The 19412-nt window shown below is 72.2% G+C and carries 15 protein-coding genes; 5 read left to right on the top strand and 10 right to left on the bottom strand.

Annotated elements, in window-relative coordinates; all coding sequences use genetic code 11:
- The first annotated feature begins 76 nt into the window (after positions 1–76).
- On the top strand, positions 77–772 hold the full coding sequence (locus ACFYRX_RS38725; protein ID WP_389110663.1) for a FadR/GntR family transcriptional regulator: 696 nt from the start codon (positions 77–79) through the stop codon (positions 770–772).
- Positions 773–893: 121 nt separating this feature from the next.
- Positions 894–1553: an NADPH-dependent F420 reductase gene (locus tag ACFYRX_RS38720; RefSeq protein ID WP_389110661.1), complete on the top strand. Its 660-nt coding sequence runs from the start codon at positions 894–896 to the stop codon at positions 1551–1553.
- 102 nt (positions 1554–1655) lie between these two features.
- Here the strand turns inward: ACFYRX_RS38720 and ACFYRX_RS38715 are convergent, their stop codons facing one another.
- The 3 genes from ACFYRX_RS38715 to ACFYRX_RS38705 form a co-directional block, all read right to left on the bottom strand.
- Positions 1656–2198 carry an MOSC domain-containing protein gene (locus ACFYRX_RS38715; RefSeq protein WP_389110658.1) on the bottom strand — a complete coding sequence of 181 codons (543 nt, stop codon included), beginning with the start codon at positions 2196–2198 and terminating at the stop codon, positions 1656–1658.
- Positions 2199–2275: 77 nt separating this feature from the next.
- Positions 2276–2833 (bottom strand): glycoside hydrolase family 25 protein, encoded by a 558-nt coding sequence (locus tag ACFYRX_RS38710; protein WP_389110655.1) that lies wholly within the window; start codon positions 2831–2833, stop codon positions 2276–2278.
- A 70-nt stretch (positions 2834–2903) separates the two neighbouring features.
- A complete protein-coding gene (locus tag ACFYRX_RS38705) occupies positions 2904–3071 on the bottom strand; it encodes a hypothetical protein (protein WP_389110652.1) in 168 nt (55 codons plus the stop codon).
- A 261-nt stretch (positions 3072–3332) separates the two neighbouring features.
- Between ACFYRX_RS38705 and ACFYRX_RS38700 the strand changes: the two genes are divergently transcribed.
- The gene (locus tag ACFYRX_RS38700; RefSeq protein WP_389110650.1) at positions 3333–6179 is read left to right on the top strand and encodes an ATP-binding protein; all 2847 of its coding nucleotides are present in this window, start codon (positions 3333–3335) and stop codon (positions 6177–6179) included.
- Positions 6180–6379: 200 nt separating this feature from the next.
- Here ACFYRX_RS38700 and ACFYRX_RS38695 read toward each other — a convergent pair whose 3' ends face one another.
- A complete protein-coding gene (locus ACFYRX_RS38695; protein WP_389110647.1) occupies positions 6380–6964 on the bottom strand; it encodes an NADPH-dependent FMN reductase in 585 nt (194 codons plus the stop codon).
- 186 nt (positions 6965–7150) lie between these two features.
- On the opposite strand from ACFYRX_RS38695, the gene ACFYRX_RS38690 reads away from it, so the two are divergent.
- The gene (locus ACFYRX_RS38690) at positions 7151–9580 is read left to right on the top strand and encodes an NB-ARC domain-containing protein (RefSeq protein ID WP_389110645.1); all 2430 of its coding nucleotides are present in this window, start codon (positions 7151–7153) and stop codon (positions 9578–9580) included.
- Here the strand turns inward: ACFYRX_RS38690 and ACFYRX_RS38685 are convergent.
- Positions 9511–11385: a hypothetical protein gene (locus ACFYRX_RS38685; RefSeq protein ID WP_389110642.1), complete on the bottom strand. Its 1875-nt coding sequence runs from the start codon at positions 11383–11385 to the stop codon at positions 9511–9513. The genes ACFYRX_RS38690 and ACFYRX_RS38685 overlap by 70 nt on opposite strands.
- A 184-nt stretch (positions 11386–11569) precedes the next feature.
- A complete protein-coding gene (locus ACFYRX_RS38680; RefSeq protein ID WP_389110640.1) occupies positions 11570–11947 on the bottom strand; it encodes a helix-turn-helix domain-containing protein in 378 nt (125 codons plus the stop codon).
- An 88-nt stretch (positions 11948–12035) separates the two neighbouring features.
- Here ACFYRX_RS38680 and ACFYRX_RS38675 point away from each other — a divergent pair, with 88 nt between their 5' ends.
- The gene (locus ACFYRX_RS38675; protein ID WP_389110637.1) at positions 12036–12455 is read left to right on the top strand and encodes a GMC oxidoreductase; all 420 of its coding nucleotides are present in this window, start codon (positions 12036–12038) and stop codon (positions 12453–12455) included.
- 117 nt (positions 12456–12572) lie between these two features.
- Here the strand turns inward: ACFYRX_RS38675 and ACFYRX_RS38670 are convergent, their stop codons facing one another.
- The 4 genes from ACFYRX_RS38670 to ACFYRX_RS38655 are packed head-to-tail and all read right to left on the bottom strand — an operon-like array spanning position 12573 to position 19409.
- A complete protein-coding gene (locus ACFYRX_RS38670) occupies positions 12573–14117 on the bottom strand; it encodes a hypothetical protein (RefSeq protein ID WP_389110634.1) in 1545 nt (514 codons plus the stop codon).
- 7 nt (positions 14118–14124) lie between these two features.
- Positions 14125–16569, bottom strand: coding sequence for a GTPase-associated protein 1-related protein (locus ACFYRX_RS38665; protein ID WP_389110631.1), 2445 nt, complete (start codon positions 16567–16569; stop codon positions 14125–14127).
- A complete protein-coding gene (locus ACFYRX_RS38660; RefSeq protein ID WP_389110629.1) occupies positions 16566–17753 on the bottom strand; it encodes a hypothetical protein in 1188 nt (395 codons plus the stop codon). The genes ACFYRX_RS38665 and ACFYRX_RS38660 overlap by 4 nt, the downstream gene beginning before the upstream one ends.
- Complete coding sequence (locus ACFYRX_RS38655; RefSeq protein WP_389110626.1) at positions 17754–19409, bottom strand: Hsp70 family protein; 1656 nt, start codon at positions 19407–19409, stop codon at positions 17754–17756.
- Positions 19410–19412 lie beyond the last annotated feature (3 nt).

The following is a 19412-nucleotide window of genomic DNA, read 5'->3' as shown; positions in this document are numbered from 1 at the left end:
GCCCGTACGCTATCCACTCCTCAGGTCCTCAGACAAGTAGAATTCTGCTGAGTCCTCAGACAAGTAGGTGAAAGCCGTGCCGCTCGGTGCCGTCCGTCCCAGTCCCCTGGTCGAACAGGCCGCCGAGCGCCTGCGTGAGCAGATCACCGCCGGGCACTGGCCCGTCGGGACCAGGCTGCCCGGGGAGACCACGCTCGCGAAGGAACTCGGCGTGGGCCGCTCCACGGTCCGGGAGGCGCTGCGGGCGCTGGCGGGGGCGGGGCTGGTGCGGCCCAGGCAGGGCGCGGGGGTCTTCGTCACCGCGACGGAGGCGGTCGAGGACTGGCCCACGCGGCTGCGCCGGGCCGCGGTCACGGACGTGTACGAGGTCCGCATGGCGGTGGAGGTCCACGCGGCCCGCCTCGCCGCGCGACGACGCACGGCGGAGGACGTGACGGCGATGGAACACGCCCTGGAGGGCCGGCGGACCGCCTCCGCGTCCTCCGACGCGGCCTTCGTCGACGCCGACATCGCCTTCCACGCGGCCGTGGTCGCCGCCGCGCACAACCCCGTACTCGCCGACCTCTTCCGGGAGTTCACCCCGGTTCTGCGCGAGGGGCTGACCGAACTGCTGTCCCTGACGGGTCTGCGCGACACCGACCCCAACACGGCCGACGAGGCCCATGCGGCACTGGTCCGGGCGGTGGCGGACGGGGACGCGGAGGGGGCGGCGGAGATCCTGCGGCGGGAGCTGGAGGATCCGTTCGCGGGACAGGGCGCCCCTCGTCCATGAGGGATCGCCGTGCGGTCCCGAAGGGTTCACCCGATCGCCGCTGTGGCGGAATAGTCCGTGCCGGGCCACGGTTGGTGACACTCAAGCGCATGCGTGTGCATCGATTGCGAAAGGGTCTGTCATGAAGATCGGCATCATCGGCGCGGGCAACATCGGCGGCAACCTCACGCGGCGGCTCACCGCCCTCGGTCACGACGTCGTCGTCGCGAACTCCCGCGGCCCGCAGACGCTCAAGGACCTGGCCGAGGAGACGGGGGCGACACCGGTCACCGTCGCAGAGGCGGCACGCGGTGCGGAGGTCGTGGTCGTCACGATCCCGCTCAAGGCGATCCCGGACCTCCCGTCGGATCTCCTTGCCGGGGCGTCCGACGGGGTGGCCGTCATCGACACCGGCAACTACTACCCGCAGCGGGACGGCAGGATCGCGGCCATCCTGGACGAGGGCCTCACCGAGAGCCGCTGGACGGCACAGCAGATCGGCCACCCGGTGATCAAGGCGTTCAACGGCACCTACGCCCAGGACATCCTGGACCGCCCGCGCCCGTCCGGTGACCCCGAGCGCATCGCCCTCCCGGTCGCGGGCGACGACGGGGCGGCCAAGGACAAGGTGCGGTCCCTCATCGACGAACTCGGTTTCGACACCGTCGACGCGGGCGGCCTCGACGAGTCCTGGCGCCAGCAGCCGGACACGCCGGTGTACGGGCTGCGCGCCGGGGCCGAGGGAGTCACCAAGGCGCTGGCGGAGGCGAGCCGGGAGCGTACGGCACAGTTCGGCGGATAGGGCGCGCGCCCGCACCGTCCCGCCCGGAACCGAGCGGGAGAACGAGGATCACCGCCTGCGCCTGAAGCCCTCCGGGTGCGGCGCAGGCGGCCCGTCGTGCCCTCAGACGATCTCCAGTGGCAGGTGCGGCCCGGCCGGCGGCTCTATGACGACGGGGTCTCCGGGCCGCACCAGGCCCCCGCTGACGACGACACTCATGACCCCGGACCTGAAGCGCGGGCGCCCGTCCGTGTCCCGCCCGACGACCTGCTTCAACAGTCCCTTCTGGAAACCGTCGATCTGCGCACACGGATTCCGCAGCCCGGTCACCTCGACGACGGCCTCGTCGCCCAGCCGCAGCAGGGTCCCTGCCGACAGCCCCAGCAGATCGATGCCCCGGGTGGTCACGTTCTCCCCGAGCTGTCCCGCCGCCACCTCGAAGCCGGCCCGCCGCACCTCCTCGAACAGTTCCTCGTGGATGAGATGCACCTGCCGGAGGTTGGGCTGCGAAGGGTCCTTGAGCATCCGGAAGCGGTGCTTGACCGTCGCCCCGGCATGGACGTCCCCCTCCACCCCGAACCCGGCCAGCAGCCGGACGCTCTCCCGGTTCGGCTTGGTGAAGGAGTACGTCCCGTTACTGCTGACCGCGGCAACCGTCCCGCTCATGAAAAGCTCCCCACTCCTCAGCGGCGACTGCTTCGCCGCAGGTCAGAGCCTAACTGAGGGGTTCCGGCCGGGACAGGTCAGTCGTCCGCCGCCCACTCACGCAACGCCGCCTTGCTCGCGAAGTCGGCGACGTTCTTGTCCAGGGGATCGTCGGTGTACTGGTGGAAGCGCCACTTGGCCTTGATGCGCGGCTTGCCCGCCGTGACGTAGTCGGCGATCCAGAGACCGTCACCGGCGTACGACGTCGTGTCGACCGTCAGCCAGTAGTTTCTGTTCGTGTAGAGGACGACCCGGTTGTTCGGGCGGAGTTGCTTCACCTTGCGGATGAACGCGTCCTTCTCCGCGTTGGACGCGTGGGTGCCCTCCCCGGTCGTCTCCCAGTCCACGGCGAGGATGTCACCCGCCTTCTCGGGCGCGTGCTTCACGAAGTACTCGGCCTGTGCGGTGAGGTTGCCGGGCCACAGGAAGTGGTAGAAGCCGACGACCAGCCCGGCGTCACGGCCGTGCTTGGTCTGGGCGGAGAGTTTCGGGTTGGTGTAGGAGCGGCCCTCCGTCGCCTTGACGAAGACGAAGGAGAGGCCGTCCGTGTCGTACGACGAGGACTGGTAGGCGCTGACATCGATGCCGCGGAGCATGTGGGGGCTCCCTGAAGTCTGAGTGGGGGAAGGGAAGTCGATGATGCCCCACCCGCCCCGCCCGGGAACCTCAGCCGTGCGTGGTCTCCCGTTCGACCCCCACCGCCGACCTCGCCGGCCGGCCGGATCTGACGGGCCCCGCACGGTCCGCCGCCAGCAGGGACAGCCGTACGGCGGTCTCCCCACAGTCGGAACCGGTGGAGGGGAATGCGGGGGACACGCCGTATGCGTCCGTCATGCTGAGGATGCAGGGGTTCGTCGGGCAGTCGGCCGCCGTGCGGGACCAGGCCGCCCTCCCCGTGGTGCCCGGCGCGGTAATGGCCCTGTTCCGCCCGCCACTTGACCGTTCCGCGTCTACCGGACCCTGCCGACCGTGTTATTACGCAGAACGGTTACGTACTTCTCCGCCTGAGATCATGATCACGGAACTCCGGTGGCTGTCAGTGGCGTACGACAGGATGTGCAGGGGGAATCACCTGGCGTGGAGGGATATGGGGGCATGCCGATGGAACGGACCCGATTGGTCGGCAGGGAGGCGGAACTCGGGCGGCTCGACCGGCTGTTGGCGGACCTCACGGCGGACGCGCCCGGCCGTCCCGCGGTACTGGACGTCAGCGGTGAGGCGGGCATCGGCAAGAGCCGGCTGGTGGGTGAGCTGTGCCTGCGCGCGACGCGGCACGGGGCGGCGGTGCTGCGCGGCCGGGCGACGGAGTACGAACACCACATCCCGTTCCAGCCGTTCACCGACGCCTTCGCCGACCTCGACCCCGAGGTGACCGGGACCTTCCCGGCGGCCGCCGAGGTCGCCCCGGTACTCGCCGGCACCCCGCGCCGCGCCGACCGTTTCGGCCTGCACCGGGCCACCGCCGCCCTGTTGGCGCACGCCGCGGACACCCCGCTGGTCGTGGTGCTGGACGACATGCACTGGGCGGACGACGCCTCCCTGGAACTCCTCGACCACCTCGTACGGCACCCCGTGCGCGCCCGCGTCCTGCTGGTCCTCGCCCGCCGCGACCGGCAGAGCCCCGCCCCGCTCGCCGCGACCCTCACCCGCGGCGCGGACACCGGCGCGGTACGGCGCACGGTCCTCGGGCCGCTCACGGAGCGGGAGTGCGTCGCGCTGGTCACCGACGACCTGGCCCGCGACGAGGCCGTACGGCTCTCCACGGCGAGCGAGGGCAACCCGCTGTACCTGCTGACCCTGCTCCAGGCCCACCGCGAGGGCGCGTCGATCAGCCGGCTGTCCACGACCGGGCTCGACGCGCTGCTGCTCGACGAGCTGACACCGCTGACGCCCGCGCAACGCCGGCTCGTGGACGCGGTGGCCGTACTGGGCGACCACGCCACGACCGCCCTGCTCGGCGCGGTCACCGGCCGTGCACAGGCCGAACTGGCGCCGGACCTCGCGGCGTTGATCCGTCGTGACCTGCTGCGCACCGGTCAGCACGGACGACTCGCGCTACGGCACCCCGTACTGCGCGGTCTCGTCCACGACCGGGCCGAACCCTGGCTGCGCACGGAGACCCACCGGCTGGCCGCCGCCGAACTCACCAGGACCGGCGCCCCGCCGGCCGAGCGGGCGCATCACGCCGAGCGGTCGCTGTCCGGCTGGGATCCGCAGGCGGCGGCCGTACTGACCGAGGCCGCCGAACAGGCCGCCCTCACGGCGCCCGCGAGCTGCGCGCACTGGCTGGCGGTGGTGCTCCGGCACCTTCCCCACACGCCCGAACACCTCGGCCGGAGAACCGAGTTGATGCTGCTGCGCGCCCGGGCACTGAGTTCCTGCGGACGACTCCGGGAGAGCCGCGACCTGTTGCACCAGGTGATCGCCCTGCCCGACCCCGGCGACGGCACCGGATCGAGGGTGCCCGCGGTCGTGCTGTGCGCCGTCGTGGAGCGCCACCTGGGGCGCTACGCGGAGGCCGTGGCCCTGCTCCGCCGCGAGCTGGACCGCACCGACCCCGCGCCGTCGCCCGCCGACCAGGTGGCGCTGGGCCTGGAACTGGGCTCCTCGGCACCGCACGCCACGCCGTACCCGACCGTCCGCGCCACCGTGGCACGCACCCTGGAGGTGGCCCGCTCCCTCGGCGACGAGGCCGGCGTCGCGGGCGCGCTGGCCGTCGGCGCGCTGGGGGAGGCCTACGAGGGGGACATGGCGGCGGCGGCCGACCTGGCCCGCCGGGCCGCCGACCTCGTGGACGCGCTGCCGGACGGTGACCTCACCGGCCTGTGCGAACCGCTGGCCCGGCTCGGCTGGGCGGAGGCGTTCCTGGAGCGCTTCGCCGACGCCGAGCGGCACGCCGACCGCGGTCTGGCCGTGGCCCGCCGCACCGGACAGCTGTACCTCCTTCCTCACCTGCTGCTCTGCAAGGCCCATGTGCGCACCCAGACCTGCCGGCTCACGTCGGCGGTGGAACTGGCCGACGAGGCGGAGGACATCGCCCGCGGCATCGGCAGCGACGAACTGCTCGCCTTCGTCCTCGGCACCAAGGCCCACGTCCTGGTGGACGCCTGTCCGCCCGGTGATCCGGGGCCCCTGGCCACCGCGGAGGAGGCGGTGGCCGCGGCGGGCCTCGGCGTCAACTGGTGGGCCTCCATCGCCTGGTGCACCCTCGGCTACGCGGCGCTCACCACCGGCGACCCGGCCCGGGCGCGGGACGCGATGCTGCGCGCTGGCGGCCCCGGTCTGCGGCGGCTGCAGCCGTCGATGCGCCCGCTGTTCCTGGAGATCCTCGTGACCGCCGCCGTCGCCACCGGCGACCTGGGCGCGGCGAAGGACTGGGCCGAGCGGGCCCGGGAGGAGGCCGACAGGCTCGATCTGCCCGTGCAGCTCGCCTCGGCCACGCGCAGCGCGGCCCACATACACCTCGGCCTGGGCGACAGCCACGCGGCGGCGGACCTGTTCATGGTGGCGGCCGAGGAGAGCGCCCGCAGCGGAGCGGCGTTCTGGGAGGCCTTCTCGCTGCTCCTCGGCGCGTCCCTGCCGGCGGCGGACCCGGACCGGATGCAGCGTGCGTCGGCCGCCTGGCACCGTGGGCGGCGGATCGCCGTCGCCGGGGGCTGCGGGATGCTGGCCGGGCTGGCCGAGATGATCCGCCCCACGGTGGCCGGCGCCTCCGACGGCCCCGACCGGCGGCTCGCCGAACTCACCGCCCGTGAACGGGAGATCGCCGACCTCGTCACCGAGGGCCTGACCAGCCCGGCGATCGCCGACCGTCTCTGCCTGAGCCGCCGTACGGTCGAGACCCATATCTCCCGGATCTACCGCAAGACCGGAGTCTCCTCGCGAGCCGCCCTGGCGGGCCTGGTGACCGGGCGGACACCGGGGCCCCTGTTCGGCGGCTGAGGTCAGGTCCCGCAGCCGACCCGCGCGACCGGAGGCCTCCTCCTCGCCGACATGGCACCCCGCTCGCCGGCGTCCGGGACGCGCTCGGCGTACTGCCGCCCGGACGCGCCCCGAACGCGCGGACCCGGGCCTGGATCTACGGCCGTCGGCACGGTGGACCGCGGGCAACCGTGCGACGCGCCCGGCAAGCCGCCGTAGGGTCAGGCACCGTACGGCCGCTTCTCCCGGGCCTCGCGCAGGGAGACGCCCCACCAGACCAACTGGTCCAGAAGGGCCTTGGCGGCCGAGGTGGCAGCCGTGGGCTCCGTGAGGGCGCCCGAACCGTCGAACTGCCCCCACACGTTGTGGAAGCTGACACAGTCCCGCACGGTCACCGCGTGGAGCTCGGCGAACACGGGACGCAGGTGCTCCACCGAGCGCAGGCCGCCGGACAGACCGCCGTACGAGACGAAGCCGACCGGCTTGGCCAGCCACTGCGTGCGGTGCCAGTCGATGAGGGTCTTCAGCGAGGCCGGGTAACTGTGGTTGTACTCCGGCGTCACCACCACGAAGGCCTCGGCGGCGGCCAGCCGCGGCGACACCGCGGACAGCAGCCCGGCCACCTCGTCGGCGGGGGTGTGCGACAGCTCGTGCGGCAAGGGGTGGTCGGCGAGATCGATCAGGTCGACCTCGATGTCGGCGCGTTGTCCGCTCCGCGTGACGAACCAACGGGCGACGGTCGGGCCGAACCTGCCTTCCCGGACACTGCTGTTGATCACGGCCAGGCGCAGGGGTGCGGTGGACATACGTCTCCTCGGGATACCTGTGCACGCCTATGCGTGCGGGGATGAGCGGGCTCGCCACCGAGTCTCGAACTTCAACCAAGGTTGAGGTCAAGCGGACACCGCCTCCCCTTGCGGTATCCGCCCTTTCCGCCCCTGCTTCGATCTTGTCGATACCATTGCTGGACCGGCGAGTTGGGGGAGTCCTGGATGGAACCGTTGATGAGCATGGCGCTCTCAGCCGTCGGCACCGTCGCCTCGGGTGCTCTTTCCGGAGCGGGCGGCGAGATGGGCAGGCGGACATCCGAGCGGCTCCACGGCCTGCTGGGTCGAGCACGGGCCGAGGGCGGGGGAGCGGGCACCGGTTCCGGCGGCGGTGAGGAGCAGCCCACTCTGCCCGTCACCGAGCAGGAGCAGAGGGCGGCTGCCTTACGGCTGGTCGAAGTCGCCCGCAGATCCCCCGAGGCCGCCCGCGAGGTCGCGGAGTGGGCCCGGGAGGCCTCCTGGCTGGCACCGCGTGCCGTCCCTGCCGTGGCTCACGGTGCCTCCCGTCCGCAGATGCTGCCGCCGGCGACCGCGGCGTTCACGGACCGTGAGGACGTGATCGCGTGGATCACGGCACTGCTGGACACCGTGGATCCCCTACCGGGCGCGCCGACGATCGCCGCCCTCACCGGGCCGGGCGGCATCGGTAAGACGGCCGTCGCCGTGCACTGCGCGTACGCGCTGCGGGAGCGGTTTCCCGACGGGATCCTGTTCGTGGACCTGGCCGGCGCGTCCTTGGGCACGGCTCTGCCGCCTTCCGACGTGCTGGCGCGGTTCCTGGAGAGGCTCGGGGTGCCGCCCGCCATGGTGCCGGGCGACGAGTCCCGTCAACGGGATCTGTTCCGCGACTGCACGGCCGACCGACGCATGATGGTCGTACTGGACAACGCCCATTCCGACGCCCAGGTCGTCCCGCTGCTCCCGGCGTCGCCCGGGTGCCTCGTCCTGGTGACGAGTCGGCACCGGCTGGGCCGCCTCGTGGCCGAGCACGGGGCCCGCCCGCGCGTCCTCGGCCCGCTGTCGACCGCGGATTCCGTCCTCCTGCTCCGGCGGGTCGCGGGCAGCGAGCGTGCGGACGCTCCGGACGCGGCCGTTCAGGCCGTGGCCCAGGCGGCCGGTGGTGTTCCTCTCGCGTTGTGCACCACGGGTGCCGGCCTCGCGGTCCGGGAGCACCTGGCCTGGGAGCGGGTCGCGCGAGAGTTGTCCGAACGGATCCACGGCCAGGGCCCGGGAGGCGACGCCATGCGATCGGGAAGCGCCGACGACTCAGGTGATCTCATCGATCCTGTTCGCCGCGCGCAGGACGCCTCGTACAGCGGACTGACTCCGGAGTGCGCTGCCTTCTACCGCGCGATCGCGGGATGGGCATGGCCGACCGTGACCGTCATGTGCGCCGCGCAGGCCGCCGGCGTGGCGGAGGACCGGGCCCGGGACATGCTGGAGCGGTTGGCCGGGGTGCATCTGCTGGAGGAGGTCGGTGAGGAGCGCTACCGCTTCCACGACCTGACGCGGGCGCACGCGCGTGAGCTTGCGGAGGCCGAGGACGGTCACGGCCGCATGTCCGCCGGGATCCGTCGGGTGGCGGTCGGGCATCTGCGCTGGGCGGCGGAAAAGGACTTCCGGGTCATGCCGTTGCGCTGGCGGCTCGGCCCCGCCTATCGGGCACTCGTTCTGCCGGAGGACCGTGATCCGGCGGACGGCAAGTATGCGCTGGCGGAACTGCGTCGCGAGCGGGAGAACCTCGCGGCCGTCGTCCGGGCAGCCGGTCACCACGGCTTCGACGACCTCGTATGGCAGTTGTGCGAGGCGATGTGGGGTCTGCATCTGCTGCTCGGCTTCCACGCCCAGTGGATCGACACCCACCTGCTCGGAGTCGAGGCCGCCCGGCGCTGCGCCGAGGAGTTCGGTGACCGGCGTGCGGTGGGCCGGATGCTGGTGCAACTCGCCTTCGGCCACATGGGAGCCGGGCGGGCGGACGACGCCGAGCAGGCACTCGCGGAGGCCGTGGTCGCGGACGAGGCCTGCGGCCACCATCGCGGGCAGGCGAGCGCGGTCGAGGCCCTGGGTCTGCTCCGCCTCAAGCGGTGGAAGTACGCGGAGGCCCAGCGGTGCTTCGAGGAGGCGCGGGAGATCCTGGCGCGTATCCGGGAGGGCGACGACGGGTGGGAGGACCTGCCTCGTGCCACGGCCCTGCTGGAGCACCACCTGGGCCGTGCCCAGGCGAAGCAGCGGCACTTCGCGGAGGCCCTCGCCCGGCTCAACGACGCGCTCGTGCGGTTCCGTCAGCTGCCCGACGGCGGCGACACGTACAACGAGGGCCGGGTCTACATGAGCCTGGGTGAGGTTCATCTGGACGCGGGGGACACGGACCTCGCGCGCGTGTGCCTGGACAAGGCCGTCAAGGCCATGGAAACGGCGGGCGCGGGGCTGCAGCTCGCCGACGCCTTCGAGTCGAGGGCCCGCTGTCATCGCCTCTCGGACCGCCAGGACCAGGCGGCGGAGGATCTTCGTACCGCCGCTGTGCACTACGAGGAGAACGGTGACCGGGTCGGTGCCGAGCGGATCCGGACGGTGCTCGCCGAACTGGAGGCGTGAGCGCCGGACGGCGGGAGCAGTTCGACGGTGACGTGATGTGCCGTGGCGCCGGTGCGTACGGTGAGCGCGGGGAGGACACCGGACAGGGGCTGCCCGCTCGCGAGCCAGGCGTGGAGCGCGGAGGCGTAGACAGCGGGATCGCACAGATCAGGCCGCCCGTCGGGTTCCGTCGCGGCGGACAGCCGCAGGAGGTCTCCCTCACGCGTGCGTACGACACAGCGGTCCGGGCCGTCGACATAGGCGACCAGCCCGCAGTACGGATAGCGGTCCAGCGCCTCCGACGCCCAGGCGGCCGGCGGGCCGAGCCGCGCATCGTCCCCGGAGGCATGCCGTACGACGACATCGGCGACGCTCAGTCGGCCGGTCGCCCGCGTCTCCTCGTCGACCACGGTGTGCGCGGCGTCGACCCGCGCCGCCAGGTCTTCCGGCGGATCGGGCTCGTCGCCGACGACGGCGTGGCGGACGAGGTCGAGTTCCGGCGGATCCGTACCGATGTGCCGCACGAGGACGCGGATCGGCGCGGTGACGCGGGCGGGAACGTACGGCGGCAGTGGCAGCGGATCGAGCAGCGCCGGGTGCCCTTCGGGCTCGGGTACGTCCATGAGGCCGTAGAACAGGCGGCGCAGCAGGGCGGCCGACTCTCCTGGTGACGAACTGGTCTGCTCCGCCAGTTCCCGGTAGCGGCCGGGGTCGTGCGAGGTGATCGCCCGGTCGATCTGTGCGCGGAGGCTGCCGCGGCGCAGGAGACGGGGAGCGGTACGGCCGAGGGCGGCCACCGGGGAGAGCGGGTCGAGGTCTTCCTGGGGGAACGCCCCGAGGAGGACGGGGATGCCGATGGACGCCGCGTAGTAGGTGACGCTGGAGTGGTCCCCGAGGACGCAGTCGGCGGCGATCAGGGCCTGTCTCCACCCGTCGAGCGGCGGGATCGCCTCGAGGCCGGCCCGCCGCGCGTTGTCCAGCCACGCACGGACCTGGCCAGGACCATGGCCGTACCAGATGTTGGGATGCAGCACAGCGGTCGTCCGGTACTCGTCGGCGGGCAGCTCCGCCGCCAGACGCGACAGCAGCCAGGGCAGCAGATCATCCGCACCCGGCTCGCCCGCTCCTTCCGACCCGGCGCCGCCGAAGAGGGAACGCGGTGCCCAGGTCGAGCTGACGACGATCAGCCGCCGGCCGGGCCCCACACCCAGTGCACGGCGGAAGCGGTCGCGTTGGGGGAGAGCGGCGAGGATTCGGTCGTAGCAGGGATCCCCGGCCAGTACCGCGGTGGGCACCGCCTCGGGGCAGGCCGAGCGGAGCCTCTCCACCTGTTCGGGGTGGGACAGCACCGTGGCGGTCGCGAGCGGACGCCCGTCCTCCAGGATCCAGTCCGGTGCCATGCCGAAGACCGGTCGTCCGGTGTCCGGTGTCCGGTGTCCGGTGTCCGGTGTCGCCAGCCTCTTATTGTATCCAACCCCATGGGACAGAACGGCCAACTTGCCACGTACGGAACCGAGTTCGCCACCGTAGCTCGCGGCCACCGCCAGATCGAACTCCGTGTCCTTGGCCTGGTCCCAGGGGAGGACGGGCAGCCCCGCCCGGGCCAACAACTCGGGCACTCCCGCGAGGAAGGGAGACGAACCCGTGCAGGTGGCGAACATCTGCACGCGCACATCGCCGGCGAACAGCGGAAGTATGTCCAGCAGGCGGGTCGCGGACGTCACGTTGTGCACGATGAGCAGGACGCGACGACAGCCCACGCGTGTGACCCACCGCTCCGCGTCCTCGCCCACCGGTACTCGCAACCGCGCCGTCCCACCCGTCACTCCGGTCCGTTCCCCTGACTTGATCGAGTCTGTTCTTCCTGTCGTCCTACTGGATGCTATCGGGGTGCACACTTCGGAAACCGGGAGGTGGGGACGCCCTGAGGCCTTCGGTCGATGCCCTCGGCAGGTCTCGCGCAGGGCGCTGGACGGGTGTCACCGTCGGCTTCTGCCAAGGAGGGCTGTCCTACTCGGCCGAGCCGTCGAACCAGCCGCGGCGCTGCGCCTCCGCCCCGGCGGCGAAACGGGTCTCGGCGCAGAGCTCGTCCATGAACTCGCTGATGCGTCGGCGCACGGTACGCGTAGTCAGCCCCAACTTCCTGGCGATGGCTTCGTCCTTGAACCCCTGTTGCATCAGCGCGACGATCTCGCGGCGCTGCCTCTCACGGGCACTGTCGCTGGGCGGGGGAGCGCCGGTCAGCGGACGCGCCTCGCGCCACAGGAGTTCGAAATAGTGGCGCAACGCCGCGACAGCGACGGGCGATGTGAGACGGAGAGCCACGCTGGAGCCGGTCGGCGTGAGGGCCAACAGCGCCTGGGAGCCGTCCGTGATCTTCAACTTCATCGGCAGCTGCGGCAGGAGACGTATCACCTCGCCCGCGGCGGCACAGCGTTCGAGGATCTCGGCGCCTACGGGGTCGCTCAGAAAGGCCGTGCGTAGCGCCGATCCGCGTGACGCCCCTCTGATCGACCCTCGCTACCTGTCCGACGAGGCGGGAGAAGACCTGGCGACGCTGGTGACGGGCATACGCGCGGCACAACAGGTCCTGCGGCGACCGGACTTCGCGCAATGGATGGGCAAACCTCTCACGGACGGAGCGTTGTCCGAGGACACCGACGACATCACCGCCTACATCCGCACCACGGGAGGCAGCATCCACCACCTCGTGAGCACCTGCCGGATGGGTGTGGACGAGCACTCGGTCGTCGACCCGACGTTCGCGGTCAGGGGTCTGACGGGCCTGCGTGTGGTGGACGCCTCCACGATGCCGAGCATCGTGCGGGCCCACACGCACGCTCCCGTGACCATGCTGGCGGAACGGGCCGCGGATGTGCTCCTGCAACAGCGCTGACTGAACGGTGCCTCCACGGCCCAGGAGCCGCCCCGACCAGCAATCCCCCGACTGGTCGGGGCTTCTCACGCAGACCGCCGAAAAGGATCTGCGGGTCTCCCACCCATCGCGCCCCTCTCACTCACCCAGACACCACGCGACGAAAACCGCAACACTGGGATCCACCTGCCCCTCCTCGTCCGCCACCGCCGCCGTGCAGAAAAACCGGACCTCACCGAACTCCAGATCCATCGTGCTCACCAGATTCCGCAACCCCAGCCGCTCACACAGCCATTTCCGGATCGCATCGCTGTCGTCCGGGCGGTCGGGCAGCAGGGCGGGCTGCCCGGTGAGCAGGTCCCTCTTGCTGACGGCGACGGCGAGCCGGGCCTTGTCGAGGCTGGTGCCCATCGTGCGTACGGTCTGCAACGACCGTGAGAACACGTCCTCCGGATCGACCGTCGACGCCAGTGTGCGGTCCACCTTCGGGCCCGCCGGGTCGAGGCGGGACCAGAACGCGTCGAGAGCCATCGGGTCGAGGACGAAAACGAAGGTGCGGGCCGCCCGGACATAGCGCAGCGCGTCGGTCTCCTCCCGGTTGACGAACCGCTCACCGGCCGTGTCGAAGACATGCACCAGCTGCTCGGCGCGGCCGCTGCCCCGCACGAACGAATGGGCTCGGGGCAACGTCTTCTGGGTGGGGCGGGTGTGCCCCTGGATCTCCAGGACCTCGTTCAGCACCCGCTGGGTGGCACTCGACTCGGGGTCCGCGAGCCGGATGGCCGGCCCCCCGTTCTCCGCGGCGTTCTCCAGGGACTTCACCATCGCCGCCATCAGCTGCGTCTTGCCCGCGGCCCGGCCGCCGATCAACGGCAGGATCAGCTCGGGCATGTGCCCGGCGTCTCGGTTCATCGGCTTGCCGCAGTGTTCGTGCACGCAGTGGCCGCTCAGCCGGGCGTCCCGGCTCATCAGCATCAGCAGGGTCGGTACCCGCTCGCCGCAGGCGCACCGGCGCCGGAAGAGGCCGAAGGTGCCCGGGCGGATGTCGGCGTGCCGGCGTCGGCAGGTCGCGCGGGGGCAGTCGTATGCCGGATAGGGGACGCGTTCGAAGCAGCTCGGGCACAGCATGCCCCGGGGCAGCCCACGCAGGATCATCATGGAACGGTCGGTGGCCCGCAGGGTGAGCGCGGTCAGCCGGGCACCGGCCGCCAGCAGGGCCACGCCGAGCGCCTGGGCGCCGAGGAGTATGCCCAGCACGGGTATCGCGACGCCGGCGCCGGCGCCGAGGCCCAGGTAGAGGGTCAGGCCGTACGGGACCGAGACGGCCCGGTGCCTGGAGGGGGCGGTGAACTGGCGGGCGGTCACCCGGCGGTAGGCGTCGGTGACCGTGCGGACGTACAACCGCCGCCCCTGGGTGATGAGTTGGCGCAGATCGCGGCTGGCGGGGCCGAAGAAGTAGTTGCGGTGGGCCAGTTCCTCGGCGGGGCGGTACGGAGGGACGGTCACGAACTCGGGGGTGCGCAGGCGCAGCACGCCGTTGAGCAACTGGCAGTAGCGCCACAGCAGTTCACTGACCAGGGCGGCCCCGCGCAGGGCCGCGATCACCGGGGCGACGAGCAGGTAGATCAGGAGCAGGGCCAGGTAGGCCGCGGGGAGGAGGACGAAGAACAGGATGTCTTCCATCGGAGGCTCACCCCTTTTCCGGTCGGGGGCCGTCCGAGGACCGCCGCGGGGTGAGCTTGCGGCTCCACTTCTTCATGCGGCCCAGACGGTTCTCGGCGCACTCCTGATAGGCGTCGGCGAGCCGGGTGTCGTAGGGGCGCAGCGCGCGGGCCAGGCGATCCAGGTCCTCGGACTGCCAGTGGCGGGCGGTGTACAGGCGCAGCGCCTCGACGACCTCCAGGTGCGCCTGCGGCAGTGCGGCCCGCTCGCCGTTGACCGCGATCACCCCGGTGACATGGCTGAACAGCACCTCGTCGACACGACCCGCGGCGACCGCGGCCCGGTGCACGGTGCGCAGATAGCCGTCGGCGAGGGAGAAGCCGAACTCCCCGATCTCCTTGCGCAGCCGGGCCGGGTCGGCGGGCAGCCGGAGCATGGCGGGGAGCAGCCGGTAGGTCTTCAGGGCACGGGGTGCCGCCCAGGCGTCGATCTGCGGGATCCGGAACGTGCGGGCGAGCGCGGTGGCCTCGGTGGCCTCGCGCAGGGCCGCGTCCAGCCGGAGAGTGATCTGCACGCACTCCTGGGTGACCACCCGCAGCCAGGCGTAGCGGCCGGGCGCGGTGAGTGTGTCGCACAGCACCAGGCAGTCCCGTAGGCCCTGCTCGTCCCGGACCTCCTGTTTCACCGCGCGGTCGAACCACTCGGCGACCGCCTCGTCCATCGGCTGGTCCGACGGCAGCCGGTGGGCGATCTCGGTCGCCTCCTCGTACGTCCAGGCCGGCGACGGCTGCCGCCACACCCCCCGCAGCAGCTCCGCGTCCGGCGAGGACTGGCCCCGCGCCTGAAGGATCCTGAACAGCAGGTCGACCGCGCGGCCGGGTTCCCGCTCGGCCTGCGCCCGCCAGTAGTGTTCGAGGAGCCGGGGCCGCCCTTCGAGATCCCGCTCGCTCAGCAACTCGGCCGGGAACTGGGCGAACAGCTGCTCCTGGCCGCCCCGCTCGGTCAGCACCTCCTGCACCGCCGTCGCCAGCCCGGTCCTGAACTCCGGGATGGTGCGGACGAGTCGGGCGACCTCCTCGCGCAGGCCGGGTCCCGCGCCGGAGGCGCCGAGCAGGACGCGGGCCAGCTCCAGGCTCTGGGCCGCGAGCAGCTCCCGCGGCGGCTCGAGACGCGCGCCCTGCGCCCACAGCAGCAGCCGTACCCGCTGACGGCTGGTGGTGGCCTCGCCGAGCAGCCGCTGCCACAGGGCGGTGGCCCGCTCCCGCTCGGCGGGATGCGTGATCGGCACCGGGCCCGGCGCGTTCTCCGCACCGGTCGCATAGGCGCGGATCCGGGACTGGTGGAGCTTGCCCTCCAGCTCCTGGTGCAGCACCACGTCGCCGCCCGCCTCGGCGGCCGCGCTCAGTACCGTGAGCCGGTCGTCGTCCAGGTCCCGGTGCTTGTGGTGGATGTCCGCCGCCACTGCCGCCCGGCGTGGCCCGAGATGACCGGCGCCGGGCAGCCAGTCGATCACCGCGCGGACGTCGGCGTCGGTCAGCTCTGTGCCGCCCGCCGCCGCGGCCGCCGCCACCGGGGCGTGCCAGTCGCCCAGGGCCTGTTCCCGGCCGTGTGCGTATTCGGCTGTCCAGGACCACACCGAGCGGATCGACCCGACCCCGATCCGGATCAGCAGCCGTACCAGATGGTGGGTGGGCACCACCTCCGGGAAGCGGCCCGCGGCGAAGTCGAAGACGGTGTACGACTCCTCGTCGTCGGGGCCGAAGTCGGGGTGCGCCCCGGGCACCGTGCCGATCAGGTGCAGCCGGCTGCGGGTGGGGCGGGAGAGGTAGGTGGCGAAGGACAGGATGTGGGCCAGCGGGGGCGGCAGGAGGTAGGAGACGGCCGCGAACCAGTGGGCGATCCGGTCCGTCGTATCGTCGATCACCACCACCGAGCCGTCCTCCGCGAGCGCTGCGAACACCGCCGCCAGCAGGGCCGGCAGCTGCTCGGCGTACGGGTGCGCGCGGAGGAAGGCGCGCACCGAGCGAGGGGACAGCGGGCCGCGTGGCAGGGGAGCGGGCAGCTCCGGAATCTCCGTCGTGTCGGCGACCTGAGCGGTCCACACCGGGGAGTCCCACAGCTCGATCGCGAGCAGGCCGCCGCTGTCCGTCGTGAACTCGCCCTCGGTGTACAGGGCGTGGGCGAAGTAGTTGCCGAAGCGGCGTGCCGAGTCCCGGCCGGCGTACCGCACGCACAGCGTGGTGGCGCCGCCCGGCCGGCCCGGGGTGTGGCAGAGGTTCACCGGGCAGCGGGCGAGCAGCTCGGGGGTGTCCGACTCGACCAGGGAGCGCGGTGGTTCGTACCCGGCCAGGCCCTCCACCCGGTGCCTGGTCTCGGCCGAGACCAGCTCGCTCACCGCGTTGAACTGGAAGCCGGAGGAACCGCTGAGCCCGTGCTCGCAGGAGGTGTAGTAGAGCTGCTGGAAGTTCCTCATCCGCGGCCCGCCCTCGGCACCGAACCGAACTCGCTCAGCAGCCACAGCAGCGGATCCGAGACCCGGTAGGGCTGGATGCCGGTGTCGGCGACCCGGGCCTCGGGCGTGGCACTGCGGCCCAGCGCGGACACACCGAAGTAGCGGTAGCGGGCGAAGGTGTTCTCCAGGGACTGGTCGATGGACACGCCGTCCCACTTCCTGAGCAGTTGGCGCACCTCCTCGTGGACGCTGAGACTGTCGCCGACGTCGAAACGGCCGAGTGCTGGTGCGTGCGAGCGCAGCGGGCTGCCGTTCTCCATCAGATGCCAGAAGGCGTCCATCTTGGAGAAGACCACCGCGATCGGGGTGTCGACCCTTGCCGCTCTGCCGCCCTGCGCGGCCAGCAGCATGCTGCTCACCCGGCTCAGCACGTTGATCGGCGGGTCGATGCCGTCCGTGCGGGGCAGTGCCGTGCCGGGTGCCGCGTTGTCCCGGGCGCCCGGCATCTGCAGTGGGTCGAGCAGCAGGATGATGCCGTCCGCGTTGGTCAGATAACGGGTGTTGAGCTCCACGCTCTCCCGGCTGTTGAAGTCCTCGCCCGCCGTGTCGAAGAAGGACAGCACGCTGTGCTGCGGCCGCTCCCCGAACAGCCCCCTGCGGCGCAGCCCGAACCGGAACACCAGCGGTTCCACCCGGTTGGCGTTGGTCGTCGCGGTCTGCGTGGGCGGGAACATCTGCCGGTCGCGGTAGAGCCGGTCCTCGTACTCCGAGCTGTAGCGGCGCATGGTGATGTCGTCCAGGCCCATCAGCGAGGCGCCGTAGGCCTCGCCGACCTTGTTGCGCATCTCGTGCAGCAGCACGGTCATGTAGATCGTCTTGCCGGAGGATCTCGCGCCGACCATCGCGATCAGCCGGTTCTCCACCATCCCGAACTGCAACGGCAGTTCGACGTGGCAGACCGGGCAGATGCGGTACGTCGTCTCGCCGTCGCAGTCCGGGCACAGCGCCGTCGGCTTACGGCCGTCGGCGGCGAAGTCCGGGCCCACGTCGTGGCTGGGGCGTCTGCCGAAGCGTTCGTCGAGGACCGGGTCGCGACGGCGCTCGCACTGCTTGCGGGTGCGGCTGAGCCGGCTGTTGCAGCGGAACCGGATCTCACGCTGGGCGAAGGTCTCGTAGCAGTAGGGGCAGGTGAGTCGTCTGGCCATTCAGGTCACTCGCAGCCGGTGCAGCGCCGTGGGGCGGATGTCGATGTCGATGTCGCGGTCCTGATCGGAGGCGGAGCCGTCCGCGGGGAAGCAGACGAGCCAGGAGGGGCCTTTGGTGCCGGGGAAGGGGAACTCCACGGTGAGGGGGGTGCCGGCCGGGAGGCGCTGGGCGGGGACCTGGTGCAGGACGGTGCCCTCGGCCGTGTTGGTGGGGCGGTAGCGGCCGAGGCCGTGGACTATCCGGAGGGCGGGGAGATCGCAGCCGGTCCGGGCGGTGAAGGTGACGGTCGCGACGCGGGCGCCGGTGAGACGGCGGCGCAGGGAGGGCTCGTACTCGACGATGGGAGGTTCGGCCGGGACACGCAGGGAGGCGGCGCCCTCGGTGTCGGCGGTGGGGTCGGGGACCAGGGCCTCGACGGTGAGCGTGATCGCGCCCCGGCCGACGAGGAGGTCCAGGCCGCCGTCGTGTTCGTAGACCCGGCGCTCGCAGCGGATGTCGCCGTCGCGGGGGCCGTCACCGGTCGCGGTCGCGTCCTCACGGCGCCAGCGGACGCGGGCGGTGAGGGCGGAGTCGGGCCAGGCCCAGAGGACGAGGAGGTGGTCGCCCCGGCGGATGGCCTGGAGTTGGGTCACGGGGACGGGGCGCAGGACGGTCGGGGAGGCGGGGGGTGGCGTCGGTCCGGGTTCGTGTTCCGATGCGGGTCCGGGGGTGGGCGGGGTGGTTGCGGTAGCCGGCTCACCGCGGGTGGGCGGGGGTTCCTCGTGCTCACGCGGCGGTGGTCGCATGTCGGATACGGCCCCGGGCCCCTCGGGGGTGGTCGCGGTGGGTGGTTCGCCGAGGGGCGCTGGGGGTTCGTCGCGCCCACGCGGTGGTGGCCGCACATCGGACACAGCCCCGCGCCTCGTCCCGGCGTTGCCGGGGCCGGCGTTCTTCGGTTCGGGATCCTCCGACGGAGGGGGCCAGGTGCGGGGCTCCGGGTCCTCCGCGGGAGGGGGGAAGCGGGCCCCCGCCGGTGCCGGGCCGGTGGCTGTGCGGAAGAGGCCGAAGTCCTCCAGGAGCAGCAGGCCGTGTACGACGGCCAGTTCGGGGGCGGTGCAGCGGACCGTCAGCCCTCGGGCCTCGGGGAGGTCCTCGACCGCCGTGCGGTGGGCCGGTGTCGAGTACAGGTCGCCGGAGAGGAGTACGGCGTCCGGGGCTGCCTCGGTGAGTTCCCTGGCCGTCGCGGTGAGGGCGCCGGCCAGCTCTTCGGTGCGGGTGGTGACGATGTGCACCGTCAGGTCCGGGGTGATGGTGAGGACCGTCAGGTCCACTGTCGTCGCGGCCTGGTCGACCACCAGGACCGTGCGGTGGACGCCCTCGACGATCGCCCCGTAGTGCAGGGCCACCGCGACCGGTTCCGGGACGATTCTGTGGACGCGGAGGCCGGAGTCCTCGGCGGCGCGGCGGAGGCGGGCCTCGGCCTCGCGGCCGGCGGAGGCGGGCAGGCCGAGCGCCACCTCCTCGTCCGTGGCTCCGGCGAGGATCGCGGTCAGTGCGGTGGCGGGGTCGGCGACTCCGTCCGTGTCGGCCAGGTCCGTCACCGTCACGGTGGGCCGGCCCTCCGGGTCGAAGCGGCCGGTGCGGGCGACGCGGTGGCCGATGGCGATGCCGAGCATGTG

The sequence above is a fragment of the Streptomyces sp. NPDC005374 genome (assembly GCF_042872225.1).
GTDB lineage: Bacteria > Actinomycetota > Actinomycetes > Streptomycetales > Streptomycetaceae > Streptomyces.
This window is presented reverse-complemented; position numbering and strand designations above follow the sequence as displayed.

Coding starts and splice junctions, on each gene's coding strand:
- ACFYRX_RS38700 (WP_389110650.1), top strand. CDS start 3,333: ATGCCGATGGAACGGACCCGATTGGTCGGCAGGGAGGCGGAACTCGGG.
- ACFYRX_RS38715 (WP_389110658.1), bottom strand. CDS start 2,198: ATGAGCGGGACGGTTGCCGCGGTCAGCAGTAACGGGACGTACTCCTTC.
- ACFYRX_RS38670 (WP_389110634.1), bottom strand. CDS start 14,117: ATGGAAGACATCCTGTTCTTCGTCCTCCTCCCCGCGGCCTACCTGGCC.
- ACFYRX_RS38680 (WP_389110640.1), bottom strand. CDS start 11,947: ATGAAGTTGAAGATCACGGACGGCTCCCAGGCGCTGTTGGCCCTCACG.
- ACFYRX_RS38660 (WP_389110629.1), bottom strand. CDS start 17,753: ATGGCCAGACGACTCACCTGCCCCTACTGCTACGAGACCTTCGCCCAG.
- ACFYRX_RS38710 (WP_389110655.1), bottom strand. CDS start 2,833: ATGCTCCGCGGCATCGATGTCAGCGCCTACCAGTCCTCGTCGTACGAC.
- ACFYRX_RS38705 (WP_389110652.1), bottom strand. CDS start 3,071: ATGACGGACGCATACGGCGTGTCCCCCGCATTCCCCTCCACCGGTTCC.
- ACFYRX_RS38720 (WP_389110661.1), top strand. CDS start 894: ATGAAGATCGGCATCATCGGCGCGGGCAACATCGGCGGCAACCTCACG.
- ACFYRX_RS38695 (WP_389110647.1), bottom strand. CDS start 6,964: ATGTCCACCGCACCCCTGCGCCTGGCCGTGATCAACAGCAGTGTCCGG.
- ACFYRX_RS38690 (WP_389110645.1), top strand. CDS start 7,151: ATGGAACCGTTGATGAGCATGGCGCTCTCAGCCGTCGGCACCGTCGCC.
- ACFYRX_RS38655 (WP_389110626.1), bottom strand. CDS start 19,409: ATGCTCGGCATCGCCATCGGCCACCGCGTCGCCCGCACCGGCCGCTTC.
- ACFYRX_RS38665 (WP_389110631.1), bottom strand. CDS start 16,569: ATGAGGAACTTCCAGCAGCTCTACTACACCTCCTGCGAGCACGGGCTC.